This window comes from Herbaspirillum sp. VT-16-41 (genome assembly GCF_001994935.1).
GTDB classification, from domain to species: domain Bacteria; phylum Pseudomonadota; class Gammaproteobacteria; order Burkholderiales; family Burkholderiaceae_D; genus Herbaspirillum; species Herbaspirillum frisingense.
Genome location: NZ_MUXB01000106.1, coordinates 34,525 through 52,102, shown reverse-complemented (window position 1 = coordinate 52,102; position 17,578 = coordinate 34,525). Strand labels below are relative to the sequence as shown.

The following is a 17,578-nucleotide window of genomic DNA, read 5'->3' as shown; positions in this document are numbered from 1 at the left end:
GTCGTCATTACCGTAACGGCAGGAGCCCGCCATGATGAATCCGCAAGAAACCCAAGCCCTTCAGGATTTTCTCCAACAATTGACCCAGGTACGGGGCATCACCAAGGATGCCCAGGCCGATGCGATGATCGCCCAGGCGGTCGCGCAGCAGCCGGATGCGGCCTATCTGCTGGTGCAGCGAGCGCTGCTGATGGAGCAGGCGCTCAATGCCAGCAAGGCCCAGGTCAGTGCGCTGCAGGCCCAGGTACAGGCGCTGCAGGCCGGTGGCGCCCGGGAACCGGGTTTTCTGGATGGCAATGCCTGGGGGCATGCACCGTCTGGCGCCCGCCCGCAGGCGGCACCGGCGTCGGCATCGGCTTATCCACCGGCTTATGCAGCGGCTTATGCAGCGGCGCCCGCACCGGCACCGGCTTATGCTTCACCTGCGCCAGCGCCGGCCTACCAGGCAGCGCCGGCACCGGCGCCGTCTTCAGGCTTCTTCGGGGGCGGCATGGGCAGCGTGCTGGGCAGTGTCGCCGCCACGGCGGCCGGCGTGGCCGGTGGTGCTTTCCTGTACCAGGGCATCGAGCACATGTTCAATGGCAATAGCGGGGCTGGCCTGGCGCGCCAGAACGGCCTGAGCGCTCCTGTGGAAAACATCGAGAACACCACGGTCAACAATTACTACGGCAGCGATGGCGAGCGCAAATCAGACCTGGCCAGCAATGCCAGCGGTAGTGACAGCGGTAATGACAGCAGTGACTTCGGCTCCAGCAGCGATCTGGCAGACCTGAGCAACTTCGATCTGGACGACAGCGGCGGTTACGACGATTCGCTGGTATGAGCGCATGAGGTCATGAGCATTTCGCGTGATTGCCTGAGCGCCCGATTGCTTGATTGACTGATGGAAGAAGAAAAGCCAGCTGCGCGGAGCTGGCTTTCTTGTTTTCGCTCAGGCTGTCATGGCTCAAAGCGGGTAGTGCTCATCTTCCAGCAGCATGTCTTCGAAGAAGGCGCCGAAGCGATGCTGAGGATCGCGCAGGTGGATTTCCAGGATCCAGCGCATGGTCGCCGGCGCCTGTTCGAACTCGGCCAGTGCACCGGTGTGGATGGCCGCATGCGGGAAATCCGACACGCGGTGGCCCGGCAGGTCGAAATTGAGTTCCCAGCCCATGGCGCGTGCCGTCTTGTCGGCGAAGTCATAGAGCTGGCGCCCGCTCAGTTGCTGCCGGTCCCAGGCCTGGCGTGCCTGGTGGAAGAGTTCCTCGGCATCGCGGGCGCAGCGTGCGTAATCGGCATGTTGGCCGACCGTGAAGGTCTTGCCGCCATCGCCTTCCCAGGCCTCCACCCGGGGGGCGATGTCGAGGAAGAAGATATCGTTCTCCCCTAGCACCACGCCGGGCTCGGAGGCCAGTTTCATGGGCTTGATGGTATTGCGCCCGAAACGCACGCGGGTGGGGTGCCAGCTCAGGGCCAGGCCCATGTCGGCCATCTCCTGTTTGGCCATGGCCACTGCGTCTTCTTCCACCATGCCAGGCACGACGCGCTCGGCGATGCGGGCGATGGCTTCACGGGTCTTGCGCCGCGCCAGCAGCATGCCGTCCACGGAGAAGGCGGGGCCGACGCGTTCGGCCGGCAGGGAAACGGAGGGGGGAGGGGAAGACATGCAGAACTCCTGGTGGTCATGCCGGCGGTGCGGCGGGAGCGAGGATTATCGCGGCGCCACCGCAAGCCGGGACGCGCATTCGGCCTGGGCTTTCGGCCAGTCTGAAGGTGAATCCGGCCAGCACCGGGGCTGGCCGGATTCGGCTGTCGTCTGGCCGATGCTCAATGGCGCTGCCGCAGCAGCCGGCCCATGCGCGTGCCACAATTGCGCTCTGCCGACGGCATGCGGGCAGGCCTGCATGCCGTTTTCCGACCCCTGATGCGAACCCCCATGAAGACAGTGACAGTCGTGATTTTCGATGGCGTGCAATCGCTGGATGTGTCCGGCCCGCTGGACGTGTTCTCCGAGGCCAACCGGTTTTTGCTGCCGGGTGACCGCTATCGCCTGCAGACCGTCAGTGTGGATGGCGCGGCAGTGACTTGTTCGAATGGTCTGGGCTTGAACGCCGGCCTTACCTGGCGCGACGCCGACGGCGAGGATGACCTCTTGCTGGTGGCCGGTGGCCCGACGCTGGTGGAACGTCGTTTCGATCCCGCCATCCATGCGTGGTTGCGCCAGGCCTGCGCCCGTGCCGGCAAGTTCGGCTCGATCTGCAATGGCGCGTTCATGCTGGGGCGGGCCGGGCTGCTGGATCACCGCACCGTGACCACCCACTGGAATGATGCCGCCGCGTTGGCCACGCTGTGTCCGCTGGCGCGGGTCGAGGCCGACCGTATCTATGTACAGGACGAGGACCTGTACACCTCGGCCGGCGTTACCGCCGGCATCGACCTGGCGCTCTACCTGCTGCGTCAGGATCATGGCGCCGAACTGGCCCTGAACGTAGCCAAGCGGCTGGTGGTGGTGATGCAACGCAGCGGCGGCCAGTCGCAGTTCAGCCCGTATCTGGATCATCTGGCGCCGCCCGATTCTCCCATTGCCGAGGTGCAGCGCCATGTGCTGGCCAATCTCACGCAGCCGCTGTCGGTAGCCGAACTGGCGGCCGTGGCGCGCATGAGCCTGCGCAGTTTCTCCCGCAGTTTTTCACGCGAGGCCGGCATGGCGCCGGCCGAGTTCGTGCAGCGCGCCCGCATCGATGCAGCACGCGCCCAGCTGGAGCATGGCACCGCGCCGATCAAGGCGATCGCCTTCGCCTGCGGCTTTGGCGACGCCGGCCGCATGCGCAATGCCTTCGTGCGGGTGCTGGGGGTGAGTCCGCAGCGTTATCGGGAGTCCTTTGGCCAGGAACTGGGCACCTGATACGGCCGGGCACAAGTCTGCGGTGTGGCGCGGGAGGTACAACGCAAACTGGGAATCGGCAAAAAATATGATGAGCATCATATTTGTGCTATTGTGCTCCCATGAATTCCACCGCACCCAGCAAGAAGGAGCAATCCCACCAGCGCATCGTGGCCGCCGCCGCGCGGGCGATGCGTCGCAGCGGCTTCAAGGGCGTCAGCGTGGCCGAGGTCATGAAGGAGGCCGGGCTGACCCATGGTGGCTTCTACGCCCACTTTGCCTCGCGGGATGCCTTGCTGGCCGAAGCGCTCAGCCATGCCAGCCGCGACAGCTCGACGCTGATCATGAACCACGTCGGCAAGCAGGCGGATGCCGGGGGCGAGCGCTTCCGCGCCTATGTCAATGCCTATCTGTCCGACACCCAGATCGAGGCCTGCGAAAACGGTTGCCCGGTGGCGGCGCTGTGCAGCGAGATGCGCGGCCAGGCGCCGGAGGTGATGGCGTCCTCGCGCGAGGCCATCCACAGCCTGCAGCAACTGGTGCGCCAGGTCTTGCCAGCCCATCATGACGAGCAGGCGAGCTGGGTGGTGGCCGCGACCCTGAGCGGCGCGCTGCAGATGGCACGGGTGATGGGCAACACCCCGCAGGGACGCGCCTTGCTGGCATCCACCCGGGCCGAATTGCTGGCGCGCTACGCAGACTGAACAGGAGACTGAGCCAGGGCGCCCGGGATCGGGTGGCGCCCTGTTTTTTTACCCATGAATATGATGATCATCATATTTTGATTTGACCCGATCACAAGACGCTTGATTGCCAACCCGGATCGAGGCCGGACAGACCGGCCTCACTGACCCCACAGAACTCCATTGAAAGGAAAGATCATGAAACTCGAAAACGCTGTCGTCCTGGTGACCGGTGCCAACCGTGGCCTGGGCCTGGAATTCGCCAAGCAAGCCCTGGAGCGCGGCGCCCGTCGTGTCTATGCCGGTGCGCGTGATATCGCCTCGGTCAAGCTAGCCGGCGTGGAGCCGATCGCGCTCGACGTGACCAAGCCCGAGCAGGTCAAGGCCGCCGTGGAACGTATCGGCGACCTGAGCGTGCTGATCAACAACGCCGGCATCGCCCGCGTAGGCGGCCTGCTGCACGCCGGTGCGCAGGAACAACTGCAGGATCACTTGAACACCAACCTGTTCGGCATGCTCAACCTGAGCCAGGCCTTCGCCCCGGTGCTGGCCCGGCAGGGTGGCGGCGCGCTGGTCAACGTGCTGTCGGTGATCAGCATGGTCAATTCGCCCATGTTGGCGGCCTACGGGGTTTCCAAGGCAGCCGCCTGGTCGCTGACCAATGGCCTGCGCCAGGAACTGCGCGAGCAGGGGACGCAGGTGATGGGCGTGCACGCCGGTTTCATCGATACCGACCTGACCCGTGGCTTCGACGCCCCCAAGTCGCGCCCTGAGGATGTGGTGCGCCAGACCCTGGATGCGCTGGAAGCCGGTGCGCTGGAGGTCTTCGTCGATGAAGTCAGCCGCCAGGTGCATCAGGCCCTGTCGTCCTCGGTTTACCTGCAGGACGCGCTGGCCCGCTGAGTCGCGGTGTCATGACTCGGCCCGCCCACCCGGCGGGCCCGCCTGGGGCGGAACTTTTGGCGTACAATGATCATCTATTTTCGAAGTTGATCGACAGGAGAGCGCCATGCGCAAATCCAACGCCGAAACCGCCGAAACCAGGAAGCGCATCCTCGCCATCGCCTCCGGGCTGTTTCTCAAGAATGGCATCGCCGCCACCGCCATTTCCGACGTCATGTCCGCTGCCGGACTGACGCAGGGCGGCTTCTATCGTCACTTCACCTCCAAGGAACACCTCGTGGCCGACGCCAACGCGGTGGCCTTCGACTTCATCGTTGCCAACCTTGACGAAGCCACACGCGGCATGTCGCCCCGCGAGGCGGTGCAGCAGATCGTCTTCCACTACCTGCGTCAGCACATGGGCCAGGACCCCCGCATGCTCTGCCCGCTGGCCAATCTGTCCACCGAACTGGGGCACGCCGACCAGCAGGTCAAGGAAGTGGTCACGGCCGGCTATTCGCGCTTCGTCAAGCTGTTCGCCGCCCACCTGATGCGGCTGGATTACCAGGACTACATCGGCCTGGCCGAATCCATCGTCTCGGTCATCGTCGGCGCGGTCTCGCTGGCCCGCATGGCCGATGACCAGGCCCTGGTCGATACCATCGTCGGCAATGCCGAAAACACTGTCCAGCTGCTCCTGCAGAGCGCTCCCACCCAGGCCGATCTGGTCACTGCCCGCCCATAAAAAAATCCCGGCAGGATTGCTCCTGTCGGGATAAAGTCGCTGCCCCTTGGCGGACAGCGACGCTCCACGGGGATGGTGCTCAGTCCTTGCGGGCCAGCCTGTCGGTGCCGGTGGCGCTGCCACTGCCACTGCTCTGTTCCTGCCAGCCTCCGCCCAGCGATTTGTACAGCGCGATGCGGTTCTGCACTTCGGCCAGGCCGGTACGGATGGTCTGCTGCTGGCTGGCGAACCAGGCACGTTGCGCATCGAGGTAGTCGAGGTAGCTGGCTTCGCCGCTGTCATAGCGCAGCTTGGCCAGGTCATGACGCTGCTGTTCGGCACGCTCCTGGGCTTGCACCGCACGCAGCTCGGCGCCCAGCGTTGCCTGTCCGGCCAGGGCGTCGGCCACTTCGCGGAAGGCCACCTGGATCGTCTTTTCGTACTGCGCCACGGCGATATCGCGGTCGGCCTGGGCCACGCCGAGATTGGCGCGATTACGGCCACCATCAAAGATCGGCAGGCTGATCGAAGGCAGGAAGCTCCAGGCCCGGCTGCCGGATTCGAACAGGCCATTCAAGGCATCACTGGCCGAACCGAAGCTACCGGTCAGGCTGATGCGCGGGAAGAAGGCTGCCCGCGCCGCGCCGATGTTGGCATTGGCGGCGCGCAGCAGGGCTTCCTGCTGGGCGATGTCGGGTCGGCCCGTGAGCAGGTCCGAAGGCAGACCGGCGGGCAACTCGGCGATGACGCTGCCGTTCCAGTCGGTGTCGGCTGCCGGCAGCAGGCCGGCCGGGACCGGCTGGCCGATCAGCAGGGCCAGTGCATTCTGGTCCAGGGCGCGCTGGCGCTGGGCTTGCAACAAGGCGATGCGGGCGGCTTCAAGCAGCGAATCGGACTGGCGCAGGTCGTAATCGGAACTGGCACCCATCTCGCGCAGGCTGACCTGGCGCTGATGCGAGGCCGTGCGGCTGTCCAGCGTCTGGCGCGCCAGCGCCAGCAGGCGTTCGTCGGCCACCAGCGCTTCATAGGTGTAGGCCACTTGCGCCACCACGCTGATCTGCGTGGTCTTGCGGGCCTGCTCGGTAGCGCTGAAGCGTTCCAGTGCCGCGCCGCTCAGGTTGCGCACCCGGCCGAACAGATCCAGCTCGAAGGCGGTTACGCCCAGCCCCACGCTGTAGGCGGTGGTCAGGCCCCCCTTGCCGGCCGGCGCCACTGCATTGGGGGTTTCCTGGCGGGCGCCGGAGACGCCCAGGTTCAGCGTCGGCAGGCGGTCGGCCGACAGCACCTGGTAGAGGGAGCGCGCCCGCTCGATGTTCAGGGCGGCCACGCGCAGGTCGCGATTGTGATCCAGGGCCAGGCTGATGAGCTGGCGCAGCGATGGATCGCGGAAGAACTGCTGCCAGGGCAGGCTGGCTGCCGACGGCGCCTCGCTGCCGCCGGCGTTGGCATTGGTGGCGGCGGTAGCGGCCAGATCGGCCGGCCACTGGGTCTGCACCGGCAGGGCCGGGCGTTCATAGGTGGGGGCCAGCGAGCAACCGGCCAGCAGGGTCGCCAGCAGAGACGCGGCGCCCAGGTGTTTGATGACGTTCATGCGAACTCCTTGGAATCGGAATGCTTGACCAGAGGGGCGTTGGCCGAGGGCTTGCGCACCTTGAACCACAGCGAATACAGCGCCGGCAGGAACAGCAGGGTCAGCAGGGTACCCACGCCGACACCGCCGATGAGCACATAGGCCAGCGGACCCCAGAAGCTGGAGTGGGTCAGCGGGATGAAGGCCAGCATCGCCGCCACGGCGGTCAGGATCACCGGACGTGCACGGCGCACGGTCGATTCGATCACCGCCTCGTAGGCCGACAGGCCGGCGTCGAGGTCATGGCGGATCTGGTCCACCAGGATCAGCGTGTTGCGCATCAGGATGCCGGCCAGACCGATCAGGCCCAGGATGGCATTGAAGCCGAACGCCTGATGGAACACCAGCAGCGTGGGCACGGCACCCACCAGACCCAGCGGGGCGGTGGCAAACACCATCCACATGGTGGCGAAGGAGCGTACCTGCAGCATGATGACGGTCAACATCAGCACGATCATCAGCGGGAACAGCTTGGCCAGCGCCTTGTCGGCCTTGGCGCTTTCTTCCACCGAGCCACCGGTATCGATGTGGTAGCCCGGCGGCAGGCTGGCCTTGAGCTGCTCCAGCTTGGGCAGGATGGCGTGGGTCACGTCGGGCGGCTGGGTGCCGTCGCGGATGTCGCCCTGCACGGCGATGTAGGTCTCGCGGTCATAGCGCTTGAGGACGGCATCTTCCATCCGCGTTTCCAGCCGCGCCACCTGGGCCAGCGGCACGCTGGCGCCGGTGTCGGTGGTCAGCACCAGATTGCGCAGGTCGGCCAGGTTGTTGCGTTCGGCGTGCGGGCTGCGGATGAGCACATCCACGGTGCGCAGGCCTTCCCTGACCTGGGTGGCGGGGATGCCGTTGAGCATGGCCTGCAACTGGTTGGCGGCGTCGCGCGGCGACAGGCCCAACTGGCGCAGACGTTCCTGGTCCAGGCTCAGGTGCACGGTGGGCGTACGGTTGCCCCAGTCCATGTGCACATCCCGCATGTCGGGGTTCTGGATCATCACCACGCGCACCTGCTCGGCGATGTCGCGCACCTTGTCCAGGTCCGGACCGACCACGCGGAACAGTACCGGGAAGGGGACCGGCGGGCCGAACACGAACTGGCTCACCCGCACCCGTGCCTGCGGGAAGCGGCCCTCGGCGATCATCTTGCGGATCTTTTCCTTGAGCACGTCGCGTTCGGCAGGGCCGGCAGTGAGCACGATCATCTGTGCAAAGGCCGGGTTGGGCAGCTCGGGATTGATCGAAAGGAAGAAGCGCGGCGTACCCTGACCGATGTAGCTGGAGACGATCTCGGCTTCCGCTTCCTGGCGCAGATTGGCTTCGATCTGCTTGACCACGGCGTCGGTGGCGGCGAAGGCGCTGCCTGGCGGGAGATTGATTTCCAGCGTCAGTTCAGGACGTTCGGAGTTGGGGAAGAACTGCTTCTGCACCGACCCCATGCCCACGCCGGCCAGCAGGAACAGGCCCACGGTCACGGCGGCGGTCAGCCACTTGTGGTCCACGCACCAGCGCACCAGATTGCGCAGGCGCACGCCGAAGGCGGAGAGGTTGAAACCGCTCATGTTCCGCTCCCCATGCGGGTTTCCGCCAGCAGGGCTACCTTCTGGCCGGCCTTGAGCAGGTGTCCACCCATGGCCACCACCCGCTGGCCGGTGACCAGGCCGTCGGAGATACGGACCTGCTCGGCCCCCAGTTGCTCCACCTTCACCGCTTGCAGGCTGACGGTATTGGTCTTGGCATCGATGACCCACACACCGCTGCCCTTGCCCTGATCGACCAGCGCGCTGATGGGCAGGGTGACGCCGGTGGCGGCCGGGGTGGCGACATGGATGGTGACGGTGGCGCCCAGTGCGGCGTGGGCGGCACTGCCACCCAGGGCGTAGCGCGCCAGGTAGGTGCGGGTCTGCGGATCGGCCACGGCAGCCAGTTCGCGCAGGGTGGCCGGGGCCTGCTTGTCCGGATCGCTGAACAGCGAGGCGGTGGCACTGCGCCTGGCCATGCCCAGTTCCTGCTCGGGCAGATACACCAGGGCTTCGCGGGCGCCATCGCGGGCCAGGGTCACCACGTTCTGGCCAGCGGCCACTACCTGGCCGACATCGCTGGGCACGGCCAGTACCACGCCGTCCATGTCGGCTTTCAGGACGGCATAGTCACGTTGATGTTCGGTCTCGCGCGCCTTGGCGGCTTCGGCGCGGGTCTGGGCTACGGCGGCGTCGGCGGCTGCCTTGGCCAGTTCATAGGCCTGGTTGGAGGTGGCGCCATGTTCCAGCAGCTTGCGCAGCCGCGCTTCCTCGGCCACCGCCTGCACCTGGCGCGCCTGGGCGGCTTCCACGGCGGCACGGGCGGCGGCCAGGGCCAGGTCATAGTCCTCGGCATCGATGCGCATCAGAGCCTGGCCACGGCGCACGGTCTGGCCCGGGTCCACCAGGCGCTCCACGATCTTGCCGGCGACACGGAATCCCAGTTTGCTCTCGGTGCGTGCATGCACCACGCCGGTAAAGCTGACCCGCTCGGTGGTGGCCGGCTGCACGGTGGTCCAGGCCACCTTGGCGACGCTCTCGGCAGGTGGGGGCGGATGGCCGCAGGCGGCCAGGGAGAGCAGCAGCGTGGCGCTGAGGAGGGTGCGCCGCGGCAAACGGGGGAGCAGGGTTTTCATGAGGGCCTCGGAAGAAAGGGATGGTGCGGTGCTGGCGCTGGCCAGCGAACATTAGAGTACATCTAACCACTAAATATAGATTATTAACGAACTCTAAATTGTTCAAGGTTTTTCTTCCGGGCGGGGTCCGGATACCACAATGCTGCTGCCCGGAAAGCTCAGTCCGCCACCGCGACCGGCGGCAGCATGGCGTGCAGGGTCTTGCGGCAATTGGCGAGGATGGCCTGCTGGCTGTCGTCGTTGATCGCCACCCGCGCCAGCATGACCGCCCCCACCATGGTGGTGACCACGGCTTTGGCCAGGCGGGCGGGATCGGGCGCACCGGCCCGGGTCGCCAGCACCTGGAAGTACTGCACCAGCCGCTGGTAGCCGGCCATGGCGGCGCCCCGCACCAGGCGGTCGGCGCGGCGCAGTTCGCTGCCCAGGTTGGGCAGAGGACACATGCCGCCGCACTCCGCCCCGTCGAGCTGGCTCAGGTACATGTCGACGGCGGTGACCAGCGCCTGGCGTGGCGGCAGGCCGGCCAGTGCCTGGCTGAAAAAATCGAACATGCGGTCATTGGCGGCCAGGTTGGCTTCGGCGATGAGCTGCTCCTTGGACCGGAAGTGCCGGTAGAAGCCGCCCTGGGTCAGGCCGGCCGCGCTCATGATGCTGGCGATGCCGGTCTCGGCCAGGCCGTCGGCGAGGAACATGCGGGTGGCGGTGGACAGGATGCGCTTGCGTGTATCCAGTGTTTCCTGCTTGGATTTCTTCATGGCTTGAACTCCTTTTCAAATCTGCTTGCGCGATTTAGAGTTCTAATATAATCTATTTTAGATGTTTACCGAACTCTAAATTGTTTCGATTTCTTTCATGGGAAACGGGCGCGGCGCGCGGTGGGTGGTGCAGCAGATCACCACCCGGTACGAAGAAAGTCTTTTCCATCGATCCGAATCAACCCATACGAGGAGTAGCAACATGTCCCCCATCAAGGTAGTGGTAGTGACCGGCGTGTCGTCCGGAATTGGTCGCGCAACGGCGCAGCGCTTTGCCGAACGCGGCCACAAGGTGTACGGCACCGTACGCAAGCTGGAGGGTGCCGCCGGCATCACCGGTGTAACCCTGCTGGAGATGGACATGCGCGAGGCCGCTTCCATCGAGGCCGCCATGCAGCAGGTGGTACAGCGCGAGCAGGCCATCGACATCCTGGTCAACAACGCCGGCATGTCGCTGGTGGGGGCGGTGGAAGAGACCTCGGCGGCCGAGGCCCAGGCCCTGTTCGAAGTCAACGTGCTGGGCCTGCTGCGCACCAGCCAGGCGGTATTGCCCCAGATGCGCAAGCAGGGCGCCGGACGCATCGTCAACCTGAGTTCGGTGCTGGGCTTCCTGCCGGCGCCCTACATGGGCTTGTATGCCGCCTCCAAGCACGCCGTGGAAGGACTGTCGGAAAGCATGGACCATGAGACCCGCCAGTTCGGTGTGCGCGTGCTGCTGATCGAACCGGCCTATACCCGCACCAGCCTGGATCTGAACGCCCCCAAGGTCCATCACCGCATTCCCGCCTACGACGCCCAGCGGCAGGCCGCAGGGGCGGCGGTGGCGCACCACGTCAACCATGCGCCCCTGCCCGAGACGGTGGCCCAGACCATCGTGGCGGCCGCCCTCGACCCGAAGTGGCACATGCGCCGCACGCCCAAGGGACAGGCCTCGCTGCTGAGCAAGCTGCGCCGCTTCATGCCGGCCGGCCCGGTGGATGCGGCCATCCGCAAGGACCTCAACCTGAAATGAAGTGGGCCGGCGGGAGGATGGTCGGGATGCATGCACCGAACAGGTGGCGTGATCCCGGGAAACATTCCCGCCGGACTTCGCAAGCGCAGCAAGGCGCTTGACTTGGCCTCGCGCCGTCCATATGATGCGCATACATCGATGCATATGCATAGTTGTAGCAATCAGACGGCCGGCCATCCCGGTTGTCGGGTTTGTATCTACTGACGACCGGGATGCCCATGAGCAAGGATATTTGTACCTGCGCGCCCCTGCGCCGCCTAACGCGCAGGATCACCATCATCTATGACCACCACCTGCAGGACAGCGACCTGAGCATCACCCAGTATTCGCTGATCAGCCGCATCGGCCGCAAGGGCCCGATCGCCAATATCACCCTGGCGCAGGACATGGGCATGGACCGCAGCACCCTCAGTCGCGCCCTCAAGCCGCTGATGGCGGCCGGCTGGGTCGAGACCGTGGACCTGCCGGAGGAAGCCTTGCTGGACAAGCGTTCCTTCGCGCTGCAACTGAGCCGCGCCGGCCAGGCCAAGCTGGAAGAGGCCCGACCCCGCTGGCGCCGCGCCCAGGACGAGATCGACCGCCGCCTCGGCCCCAAGCTGGCGCGCGAATTCAACGACCTCATCGAAGACGCCTATATACGCCTGCAGGACGCCTGAGCGCGTTCGGCTTCGTTTTTGCCTTTGCTGCAACCACAACCACAATCACAACCTCAACCCTTACGCGTCTCTTTCTCCACAGGACCGCAATGAACAAGCTCACACAATCGCTCGCCAACGCCGTCACGCCACGCTTTCACTACGCCTGGGTGGTGGTGGGCGTGATCTTCCTGGTCCTGCTGTGTTCGGCCGGCATCCGCGCCACGCCCTCGGTGATGATCCTGCCGCTGGAGCAGGAGTTCGGCTGGAACCGCTCCACCATCTCGGTGGTGATTTCGGTCAACATCGCACTCTACGGCCTGATCGGTCCATTCTCGGCTGCCGCCATGCAGCGCTTCGGCATCCGCCGGGTGGTGCTGGCAGCCCTGGTGCTGCTGGCCACCGGCACGGCACTGTCGACCCTGATGCACATGCCCTGGCACATGCTGCTGTCCTGGGGCCTGCTGGTGGGCGCCGGTACCGGCGTGGCCGCCAATACCCTGGGTGCCACCATCGTCAGCCGCTGGTTCGAGACCCGGCGCGGTCTGGCCATGGGTCTGCTGACCGCCAGTGCGGCGACCGGACAGATGGTGTTCCTGCCGCTGATGGCATCGATGGTCGGCAGCTATGGCTGGCGTTCGGTGGCTTTCCTGGTGTCGGCGGTGGCGCTGCTGGCCATCCCGCTGGTGTGGTTGCTGTTGCCGGAGAGCCCGGCGGCCATCGGCCAGAAGATGGTCGGCCAGGTCGAGGACATCAAGGACGAAGGCCTGTCCCGCCGCAATCCCCTGGCCATCGCCCTGGATGCCTTGCGCACCTCGGTACGCATGCCGGACTTCTGGCTGCTGTTCATGAGCTTCTTCGTCTGCGGCCTGTCCACCAATGGCTATATCGGTACGCAGTTCATCGCCATGTGCAATGACTACGGCATCAACGAAGTCAGCGGCGCCTCCATCCTGGCCGCCATGGGCATGCTGGACCTGGTCGGCACCACGCTCTCGGGCTGGCTGTCGGACCGCTACAATCCGCGCGTGCTGCTGTTCTGGTACTACGGCCTGCGCGGCCTGGCGCTGATCTTCCTGCCCTATGCCTTCGGTCTGCAGTATTACGGCCTGACCATCTTCGCCATCTTCTATGGCCTGGACTGGATCGCCACCGTGCCGCCTACCGTGCGCCTGGCCAATGACGTTTTCGGTCGCCTGGCTGCACCGGTCGTCTTCGGCTGGATCGTCGCCGGCCACCAGCTGGGTGCCGCCACCGCCACCACGGTCGCCGGCTATATGCGGGCCACGCTGGGCAACTACACCCTGTCGTCCATCATGATGGGTGTCGCCTGCCTGATCGGTGCGGTGCTGGTACTGCGCATCAAGGGCAAGCAGGGGCAGCCGACGCCGGTTCCAGCCTGATTCTGCCCCCGGGTTTGTGCGAAAAGTCAGCCTTCTTTTGGAGGGATGACTTTTCTTGCTTGTTAGGTATTTGTGGCAATCGTGCAAGGGCATATGGCGTGCGAGAATGCCGCACGCCCGCAGCGCCGGCCTGACCGGGCGTGCGGATCTCCGGCATTGCTTGCGCCGGTCCAATCACCTGCCCGATGATGAACAAGAATCGCAACCTCACTCTGCCAAGGATGTCGACCGCGCTGGCGGTCATGCTCGGCCTGAACCTGCCGGCCTACGCCGGTCCGGCGACCCTGCCATCGATAGCGGACAAGACACCGCTGCGCATGCCGGCCGAAGCCCAAGCCCGGCCGGCCTTCCTGGCCCGTGCGCTGCGTCATTTCGAGCAGGACCCGCAGGTCATCGGCGAGCTGCAGCAGGGGCTGTTCTGCTCGCGCAAGAACGACATCGTCTGGAACCCGAAAAGCGCCGATGTGCTGCTGCCCACCAATGCCCTGTCCGCACGCTTTCGCCAGGAGCTGCAGGCCCAGGGTTACCCGGTGCCGGCGGCGAGGCCGGAAATCCTGTTTCCCGAGCGGCCGGAAGACATTGCACAAGCCGATCCCAACCGGAGCGGCGAAGCCAATCTGCAGGTCGGCGTGGTGGTCACCCAGTTGCAGGCCAATCTCTGCGTGAAGAGCGGGAATGCCTGGTCCGGCGAGGCCTACGTCAGGCTTGACTGGCAACTGTTCGCGCCGGAGCAGCGCAAGGTGATCTATCGCGGCAGCAGCGAAGGGGTGTTTCGCTCCGGCAGCACCGGCTTTGAGGGCGCATCGCCCCAGATTCCGGTGGAAGCCTTTGCCGTGGCGGTACGCAATCTGCTGGCCGATCCTGCCTTCGCACTGGCGGTGCAGACGCCCTACGAGCGCGCTGCCGCTGCGTTGCCACCGCCCAGAACCGAGCATCAGCCGCCGGCCAGGGCTGTGGAGATAGACAACCGCTCACCCGACCGCCAGGGGGCGGAGATGTCCAAGGTCATCGGCGAATTGCGCACGGCGGTGGTCACGGTCTTCAGCGAGCGTAGCTCCGGTACCGGTTTCTATATCGGCAGTTCCGGTTGGCTGCTGACCAACCATCACGTCATCGGCGATGCGCGGGTGGTGCGCGTGCGCCTGCCCGCCGGGCGCGAGCTGACGGCCGAGGTGGTGCGCTCCGACGTGGCGCGGGATGTGGCCCTGCTCAAGACCGCGCCGCCCGGTGTACGGCCGCTGCCGCTGCGCCTGAGCGAGCCCGGCATTGGCGAGGATGTCTATGCCTTGGGCTCGCCGCTGGGCGATGCCTTCAATACCACGTTGACGCGCGGCATTCTCAGTGGGGTGCGCACGGTGCGCGATCTGGAATTCCTGCAGAGCGACGTGGCCATCCTGCCCGGCAGCAGCGGCGGTCCCTTGCTGGACAAATCGGGCCAGGTCATCGGCATCACCGTGGCCGGCCTGGGCGCCAAGGGGTTGGCGGGAATGAATTTCTTCATTCCGGTGGGCAGTGCGCTGCAGCGCCTGAATCTGCAGTTGCAGGACCGGCCATCCTCCCAGACGCCGCAATCTTCCCCCTCCCGTAGCAGCCCCTAGCGGACTGCAGCTCAATTGGCGGCTTGCCGCAGTTCATAGACCTGCAGGTGGCAATAGGCCGCCCGTAGCAAGGGCAGCTCGATGCCGAGCTGCCGGGCCCGGGTCAGCATGTCGCCAATGATGGCGTCGGCTTCCAGCCGCGCCATGCCGGCGGCGATGTCGCGCGCCATCGAGGCTTCCCAGGTGGAAGCGGGTGACAGCAGCAGCTTGTGCATCTGGTCCAGCGCTACCTGCGGCAGGGGATAGCCGCTGCCGGCGGCCACCGAGGTAGTCTCCGCGATGGCCTGGCGCACCAGCGACTCGCCCCCGGCCGTCGCCAGGATCTGCCCGATGTTGCCGCGCATCAGGCAGGTCACGGCGGCGCCGGCCGCGATCATGGCCCACTTGTTCCACAGGGCCTGATCGATGTTGTCGGAGAACTGTCGCAGACCTGGCGTGCGTGCGATGGCGGCGTGGAACGCCCTGGCGATGTTCTCGCTGCTGCTGGCGCGAGCGCCAACGCTCAGGCTGTCGTTGCTGCCCTGGTGCTGGATATGGCCGTTCTTGTCCAGCGTGGTCGCGATATAGGACACCCCACCGAGGATGCGATCCCGACCGAACGTGGCGTCCAGGCTGTCGTAGGTGGACAGGCCATTGAGAATGGGCAGGATGACCGTGTTCTGCCCCGTCAGTGGCTTCAAGGTCTCGATGGCACCGTCCAGGTCGTAGCTTTTGCAGGCCAGCAGAATGAGGTCGAACTCCGCCGCGATGGCGGTACCGGAGACCAGCGTCTTGACCGGGCCGGCGAAGTTGCCCAGCGCGCTGTCGATGACCAGTCCCTCCTGTTGCAATTGCCGGGCACGCCGCTCACGCACCAGGAAACTGACGTCCTGGCCCGCTTCAATCAGACGTGCACCGTAATATCCTCCCATAGCGCCAGCGCCGAGAACCAGTATCTTCATGTTCATTGATCCGTTAAATAAATTATGATCATAATATATAAATCGAAGAAAATATGCACCGCACCCTACTCGGGAGGCGGTAGCTGGTTCGATGGGCGTGCAGGAGACCCGTCCGGGGCCGTTAGGCGCAGGACATGGCGGGATTTCTAGGGCCGCTTTTCCTTCAGGCCCGAGAGCAATTCCTTCCGGGTGGCGTCGAGGATCTCGCCGGACAGAGCGGTCGCGCCGCTGGCCCGCGCCAGCAGCAGTGCGCCCACCATGGTGGAGAGCTGGGCGATGGCGCGTCGTCTGCGGGTCTTGGGTCCACTTTGTGGCTGAAGTGCGGTCAGGCTGTCGAGCAGGTCATCCAGGCCGGCGCGATAGGCGGCCCGCACCGGCTTGTCCTCGTCCACGCGTGCCACGTCGCTGGCCAGCATGGCGGCCGGGCAGGCCTTGCCGGGCGCGTCGCGGTTGTCCTCGCTGAGGTAGCGGCCGATGATGGCCTCGATGGCGTCCGTCGGTGATCGGCTCTGGGCGGCCTGGGCGTGCCATTTGTTGCGCGACAGATCGAAGGCGCGGGTGCAGGCGATGGCGGCGAGCTCGTCCTTGGATTTGAAGTGGCCGTAGAAACCGCCGTGCGTGAGGCCGGCGGCCTTCATCAGGTCGATCACGCTGACCCGGTCGATGCCCATTTCGCGAAACAGTTGCGCCGAGACGTGTTCGATGCGGTCACGATTCAGTTCTGCTTGCTCAAGGGTAACGCGGGGCATGGTGGTTCCTGGGGATGGAGAAAAGGCTTCATCATAAGCGATCAAGCCTGCCACCGGTACCTGGTCCCGGCCTGGCCTGCGCGGTCCCTGGTCGTGGCTGGTGGGCATGCATGATGCTTGTCATTTATCCTTGTTCATCCACGGTATCGAATTCCTCGTCTGCGTCCATGAATAAATCGCCACCTGCTTCCGAACGATCCAATCTGGTGCGCCTCTGGCGCGAGGCGGACTTCGGCGGTGCCGAACTGCTTGCCGCCAGCTATCACAACCACCATTTCCCACCGCATGCGCATGATGAATATGCTTTCGGCATCATCGAACGAGGTGCTCAGGCCTTCCAGCACGACCGTGGCAAGCGGCTGACCATGCCGCAAGGATCGATCGGCGTCATCAATCCGGGCGACGTACACGAAGGACGCCCCGCCGACGGTCAGGGATGGGATTACCGGATGGTCTATCTGTCGCCCGACTTCGTCTGCCGTCTCTTCGAGCGGGAAGCCGGCCATCCGGCTGGCTTGCCCTGGTTTGCCCGGAACGTGATCTTCGATGACCAGACCATTGTCATGTTGCGGGCGGCGCACTGCAGTTCGGCGTCGCCCCATGCGAGCCGACTGGAGGTGAGCTCGCTCTTGACTGCGGCAGTGATCCAGCTGTTCGCCCGGCATGCGCAGTTCCGTCAGCGCAGGCTGGAGCAGGCGGCTGCGCCGCGGGCAGTCCGTCATGCGCGGGAATTCATCGATGCCCATCTGGTCGCCAGTCCTTCGCTGGAGGAGTTGGCGTCGGTGGCCGGGGTCAGCCCCTACCACCTGCTGCGCCAGTTCAAGGCCATTCACGGCATGGCGCCCCATCGCTACCTGATCCAGCGGCGGGTTGCCATGGCCAAGACGATGCTGCTGGCCGGCCGCCAGCCCAGGCGGGTCGCCATCGAGCTGGGCTATTGCGATCAGGCGCATCTCAGTCGTGAGTTCAAGACCTTCTACGGTGTAGCGCCGAGCCGGATCGGTCGCTAGAAAATAGCAAGATTATCCAAATCCCGAGACCGCGCCGCGCGCATAT

At 65.4% G+C, this 17,578-nt stretch carries 17 protein-coding genes; 10 read left to right on the top strand and 7 right to left on the bottom strand.

All coding sequences use genetic code 11. The features are described from left to right. The first annotated feature begins 34 nt into the window (after nt 1-34). On the top strand, nt 35-823 hold the full coding sequence (locus BTM36_RS12760) for a DUF2076 domain-containing protein (protein ID WP_077236708.1): 789 nt from the start codon (nt 35-37) through the stop codon (nt 821-823). A gap of 123 nt (nt 824-946) precedes the next feature. Here the strand turns inward: BTM36_RS12760 and BTM36_RS12755 are convergent, their stop codons facing one another. Beyond that, a complete protein-coding gene (locus tag BTM36_RS12755) occupies nt 947-1,645 on the bottom strand; it encodes a M24 family metallopeptidase (RefSeq protein WP_077236563.1) in 699 nt (232 codons plus the stop codon). Between the two features lie 270 nt (nt 1,646-1,915). On the opposite strand from BTM36_RS12755, the gene BTM36_RS12750 reads away from it, so the two are divergent. From BTM36_RS12750 to BTM36_RS12735, 4 genes are all read left to right on the top strand, one after another. Beyond that, the gene (locus BTM36_RS12750) at nt 1,916-2,884 is read left to right on the top strand and encodes a GlxA family transcriptional regulator (RefSeq protein WP_077236562.1); all 969 of its coding nucleotides are present in this window, start codon (nt 1,916-1,918) and stop codon (nt 2,882-2,884) included. A gap of 101 nt (nt 2,885-2,985) precedes the next feature. Beyond that, complete coding sequence (locus tag BTM36_RS12745; RefSeq protein ID WP_077236561.1) at nt 2,986-3,567, top strand: TetR/AcrR family transcriptional regulator; 582 nt, start codon at nt 2,986-2,988, stop codon at nt 3,565-3,567. 177 nt (nt 3,568-3,744) lie between these two features. Further along, nucleotides 3,745-4,449, top strand: coding sequence for an SDR family oxidoreductase (locus BTM36_RS12740; RefSeq protein ID WP_077236560.1), 705 nt, complete (start codon nt 3,745-3,747; stop codon nt 4,447-4,449). A gap of 106 nt (nt 4,450-4,555) precedes the next feature. Next, nucleotides 4,556-5,173 carry a TetR/AcrR family transcriptional regulator gene (locus BTM36_RS12735; RefSeq protein ID WP_077236559.1) on the top strand — a complete coding sequence of 206 codons (618 nt, stop codon included), beginning with the start codon at nt 4,556-4,558 and terminating at the stop codon, nt 5,171-5,173. A 79-nt stretch (nt 5,174-5,252) separates the two neighbouring features. On the opposite strand, the gene BTM36_RS12730 is transcribed toward BTM36_RS12735, so the two are convergent. The 4 genes from BTM36_RS12730 to BTM36_RS12715 form a co-directional block, all read right to left on the bottom strand. Next, nucleotides 5,253-6,743 carry an efflux transporter outer membrane subunit gene (locus tag BTM36_RS12730; protein WP_077236558.1) on the bottom strand — a complete coding sequence of 497 codons (1,491 nt, stop codon included), beginning with the start codon at nt 6,741-6,743 and terminating at the stop codon, nt 5,253-5,255. After that, complete coding sequence (locus BTM36_RS12725) at nt 6,740-8,335, bottom strand: efflux RND transporter permease subunit (RefSeq protein WP_254426993.1); 1,596 nt, start codon at nt 8,333-8,335, stop codon at nt 6,740-6,742. The genes BTM36_RS12730 and BTM36_RS12725 overlap by 4 nt, the downstream gene beginning before the upstream one ends. After that, complete coding sequence (locus BTM36_RS12720; protein WP_234295697.1) at nt 8,332-9,429, bottom strand: efflux RND transporter periplasmic adaptor subunit; 1,098 nt, start codon at nt 9,427-9,429, stop codon at nt 8,332-8,334. The genes BTM36_RS12725 and BTM36_RS12720 overlap by 4 nt, the downstream gene beginning before the upstream one ends. Before the next feature lie 158 nt (nt 9,430-9,587). After that, entirely contained in the window at nt 9,588-10,184 is a 597-nt protein-coding gene (locus BTM36_RS12715; RefSeq protein WP_077236556.1) for a TetR/AcrR family transcriptional regulator, read from the bottom strand. A gap of 202 nt (nt 10,185-10,386) precedes the next feature. Between BTM36_RS12715 and BTM36_RS12710 the strand changes: the two genes are divergently transcribed. The 4 genes from BTM36_RS12710 (at nt 10,387) to BTM36_RS12695 (ending at nt 14,832) form a co-directional block, all read left to right on the top strand. Next, the gene (locus BTM36_RS12710; protein ID WP_077236555.1) at nt 10,387-11,196 is read left to right on the top strand and encodes an oxidoreductase; all 810 of its coding nucleotides are present in this window, start codon (nt 10,387-10,389) and stop codon (nt 11,194-11,196) included. A 218-nt stretch (nt 11,197-11,414) separates the two neighbouring features. Beyond that, on the top strand, nt 11,415-11,852 hold the full coding sequence (locus BTM36_RS12705; RefSeq protein ID WP_077236707.1) for a MarR family winged helix-turn-helix transcriptional regulator: 438 nt from the start codon (nt 11,415-11,417) through the stop codon (nt 11,850-11,852). 89 nt (nt 11,853-11,941) lie between these two features. After that, nucleotides 11,942-13,234, top strand: a complete 1,293-nt coding sequence (locus tag BTM36_RS12700; protein ID WP_077236554.1) for an MFS transporter — start codon at nt 11,942-11,944, stop codon at nt 13,232-13,234. 185 nt (nt 13,235-13,419) lie between these two features. Continuing rightward, nucleotides 13,420-14,832 carry a S1C family serine protease gene (locus tag BTM36_RS12695; RefSeq protein WP_077236553.1) on the top strand — a complete coding sequence of 471 codons (1,413 nt, stop codon included), beginning with the start codon at nt 13,420-13,422 and terminating at the stop codon, nt 14,830-14,832. Between the two features lie 11 nt (nt 14,833-14,843). Here BTM36_RS12695 and BTM36_RS12690 read toward each other — a convergent pair whose 3' ends face one another. Then, nucleotides 14,844-15,773 (bottom strand): ketopantoate reductase family protein, encoded by a 930-nt coding sequence (locus BTM36_RS12690; protein ID WP_077236552.1) that lies wholly within the window; start codon nt 15,771-15,773, stop codon nt 14,844-14,846. Between the two features lie 146 nt (nt 15,774-15,919). After that, entirely contained in the window at nt 15,920-16,522 is a 603-nt protein-coding gene (locus BTM36_RS12685; RefSeq protein WP_077236551.1) for a TetR/AcrR family transcriptional regulator, read from the bottom strand. Nucleotides 16,523-16,689: 167 nt separating this feature from the next. Between BTM36_RS12685 and BTM36_RS12680 the strand changes: the two genes are divergently transcribed. Further along, nucleotides 16,690-17,532 carry an AraC family transcriptional regulator gene (locus tag BTM36_RS12680; RefSeq protein WP_158243295.1) on the top strand — a complete coding sequence of 281 codons (843 nt, stop codon included), beginning with the start codon at nt 16,690-16,692 and terminating at the stop codon, nt 17,530-17,532. Nucleotides 17,533-17,578: the final 46 nt, after the last annotated feature.

What these genes read in the sequence shown, in the direction of transcription:
- BTM36_RS12760 (WP_077236708.1), top strand. Translation starts at nt 35, where the DNA reads ATGAATCCGCAAGAAACCCAAGCCCTTCAGGATTTTCTCCAACAATTG.
- BTM36_RS12755 (WP_077236563.1), bottom strand. Translation starts at nt 1,645, where the DNA reads ATGTCTTCCCCTCCCCCCTCCGTTTCCCTGCCGGCCGAACGCGTCGGC.
- BTM36_RS12750 (WP_077236562.1), top strand. Translation starts at nt 1,916, where the DNA reads ATGAAGACAGTGACAGTCGTGATTTTCGATGGCGTGCAATCGCTGGAT.
- BTM36_RS12745 (WP_077236561.1), top strand. Translation starts at nt 2,986, where the DNA reads ATGAATTCCACCGCACCCAGCAAGAAGGAGCAATCCCACCAGCGCATC.
- BTM36_RS12740 (WP_077236560.1), top strand. Translation starts at nt 3,745, where the DNA reads ATGAAACTCGAAAACGCTGTCGTCCTGGTGACCGGTGCCAACCGTGGC.
- BTM36_RS12735 (WP_077236559.1), top strand. Translation starts at nt 4,556, where the DNA reads ATGCGCAAATCCAACGCCGAAACCGCCGAAACCAGGAAGCGCATCCTC.
- BTM36_RS12730 (WP_077236558.1), bottom strand. Translation starts at nt 6,743, where the DNA reads ATGAACGTCATCAAACACCTGGGCGCCGCGTCTCTGCTGGCGACCCTG.
- BTM36_RS12725 (WP_254426993.1), bottom strand. Translation starts at nt 8,335, where the DNA reads ATGAGCGGTTTCAACCTCTCCGCCTTCGGCGTGCGCCTGCGCAATCTG.
- BTM36_RS12720 (WP_234295697.1), bottom strand. Translation starts at nt 9,429, where the DNA reads ATGAAAACCCTGCTCCCCCGTTTGCCGCGGCGCACCCTCCTCAGCGCC.
- BTM36_RS12715 (WP_077236556.1), bottom strand. Translation starts at nt 10,184, where the DNA reads ATGAAGAAATCCAAGCAGGAAACACTGGATACACGCAAGCGCATCCTG.
- BTM36_RS12710 (WP_077236555.1), top strand. Translation starts at nt 10,387, where the DNA reads ATGTCCCCCATCAAGGTAGTGGTAGTGACCGGCGTGTCGTCCGGAATT.
- BTM36_RS12705 (WP_077236707.1), top strand. Translation starts at nt 11,415, where the DNA reads ATGAGCAAGGATATTTGTACCTGCGCGCCCCTGCGCCGCCTAACGCGC.
- BTM36_RS12700 (WP_077236554.1), top strand. Translation starts at nt 11,942, where the DNA reads ATGAACAAGCTCACACAATCGCTCGCCAACGCCGTCACGCCACGCTTT.
- BTM36_RS12695 (WP_077236553.1), top strand. Translation starts at nt 13,420, where the DNA reads ATGATGAACAAGAATCGCAACCTCACTCTGCCAAGGATGTCGACCGCG.
- BTM36_RS12690 (WP_077236552.1), bottom strand. Translation starts at nt 15,773, where the DNA reads ATGAAGATACTGGTTCTCGGCGCTGGCGCTATGGGAGGATATTACGGT.
- BTM36_RS12685 (WP_077236551.1), bottom strand. Translation starts at nt 16,522, where the DNA reads ATGCCCCGCGTTACCCTTGAGCAAGCAGAACTGAATCGTGACCGCATC.
- BTM36_RS12680 (WP_158243295.1), top strand. Translation starts at nt 16,690, where the DNA reads ATGAATAAATCGCCACCTGCTTCCGAACGATCCAATCTGGTGCGCCTC.